Source organism: Streptomyces botrytidirepellens, from assembly GCF_003721215.1.
Classification (GTDB): domain Bacteria; phylum Actinomycetota; class Actinomycetes; order Streptomycetales; family Streptomycetaceae; genus Streptomyces; species Streptomyces himastatinicus.
On record NZ_RIBZ01000473.1, the window covers coordinates 1 to 1704 of the forward strand.

2 protein-coding genes and 1 pseudogene are annotated in these 1704 nt (G+C 66.1%); 2 read left to right on the top strand and 1 reads right to left on the bottom strand.

Annotated features, from left to right (window positions below; translation table 11 throughout):
• Positions 1–96: pseudogene (locus EEJ42_RS53300) on the top strand (ABC transporter ATP-binding protein); the annotation flags it as partial.
• 573 nt (positions 97–669) lie between these two features.
• Here EEJ42_RS53300 and EEJ42_RS31700 read toward each other — a convergent pair.
• Positions 670–1164 carry a VOC family protein gene (locus tag EEJ42_RS31700; protein WP_342778357.1) on the bottom strand — a complete coding sequence of 165 codons (495 nt, stop codon included), beginning with the start codon at positions 1162–1164 and terminating at the stop codon, positions 670–672.
• A 224-nt stretch (positions 1165–1388) separates the two neighbouring features.
• Here EEJ42_RS31700 and EEJ42_RS31705 point away from each other — a divergent pair, with 224 nt between their 5' ends.
• Positions 1389–1610 (top strand): hypothetical protein, encoded by a 222-nt coding sequence (locus EEJ42_RS31705; RefSeq protein ID WP_246097523.1) that lies wholly within the window; start codon positions 1389–1391, stop codon positions 1608–1610.
• The last annotated feature ends 94 nt before the right edge of the window (positions 1611–1704 follow it).

Consider the following 1704-nt stretch of genomic DNA (forward strand, 5'->3'; position numbering starts at 1 on the left):
TGTGACCGGGTGCTGTGGCTGGAGAAGGGCGAGCTGCTGATGGACGGCCCGACGGACGAGGTCATCAAGGCGTACGAGAAGGAAACCGGCAAGTAGCCGCACTCGGGCGCCATCGTGTACACACATTCCGAGCGCTGAAGTGGTGCCACCCAGGCCGTGCATCCAGCACTCCTACTCAAACAAAGGCGAAAGAGCTGCGCTAGAAGTCCAGTGGTTTCAGTCCAGTCGGCGGGGGACGGGGCGCAGCCTGTAGGCGGCCTACACGGCGGCTATCGCCTGCTCATAGGTGTCCGTGTCGGTGTCGATCGTCGGATGCACCACGCCCCTCCTGGCCGCTGCCAACATTCTTCCCCAGCCACATCACCGCCCCCGGGACTGCTGAGACAGCACGGTCCAGCCGTACCCGCGCATCTCCTGGCTCACGGTCCAGGAACCCGCCTGGCAGACCTTCTTCGCCCGGAGCCAGCTGGACCGGCAGTTTCGCATCCGGATGCGTCTGGTCCCGGAAAAGCGCGAGGTGCGCACCCTCGACGAGCACTGTGGCTGTCCCCCCCGACCACCGCCGCCTTGGCCTGGCCCTGGGCGTCTGCACGGTGGCGCTGCACGGCTTCGCCGACGCCGGGCGCTGGACCGCTTGGACGCTGGCCAGGGTCCCGCCGATCTTCACCTTCAGGATCGGGGTTGTCGAATGGTCGGCGAAGTACTGCTGCACTTCGTCGAACAGGCTGCGTAGAGCTCGACCATCCGCCCGTCCGGATCTTTCACCACATGCCGTCCGGAAGTCAGCGGCGGCGTGAGGGTCTGACCATCGATGGTGAAGCCCAGCCGGGCGCTGCTGGCGGGCCGTTTGGCAGTGGCGGGGTACAGCTCGATCACCATGCCGTCTGCAAGGGTGGTGGAGTAGTGGACCGGACCGCTGCCGTGCTGCTCACGGACGAAGGGCAGGCCCAGGGCAGTGTAGAACTCGCGGCTTTCCTCCAGGTGATCGGTGTAGAGGACCACGAGTGCGATGCGGGCGGTCGCGGTGGCCGTAGGGGACACAGGAGCCCCATGGGTCGGTGGGGTGGCTTCACGGACGTTGAGATCCAGCTCGGAGAGGTTGATCTCCCCGAGATCCTTGTGGAACACACCGTGTGCCGTGCCATCGTCGTTACGACCCGCCACCGACAATCAACAGAGGGTGAAATTCGCCGCAGAGCACCCCGTGGCCGCAGGGACAGATACGTGACGCGCGGGCCCAACGGCGAACGGTTGCCGGCGGAACCGGATCCCGATGTGGAGGCCGCTGTCAGTGGGAGCTGGCACCCTCCCTGCCGGGGCGCAAGCCCTACTCAAGGGATCAATGCTGCTGGTGGCGCCATGAGTTGGGGCGAAGAGGTGGGGATTCCTTGCGGGATGACAGGCGGCAGATCCAGACGGCGGTATTGGGTAGCGCGGACTCGGAGGAGCCGCTGATACTGCCGTTGGAGGCGATCGAGCTGGACGCCTTCCGCCACTGGCACGAGCACGACACGTTCTGGTGCGGGCTGCTGCTCGGCGGCTGCGGTGGCCAGCTGACCACCAAGCTCTACACCGACCGGGTCTGTTCCCTGTCAAGTTCTACGAGTTGAACCCATACCCAGGGATCTTCTGGCCAGGAGTGGGGCGGATCGCGCACGCAGCACCGCGCGAGGCCGTGACCGGAACCCGGTTCCGGTCACGGCC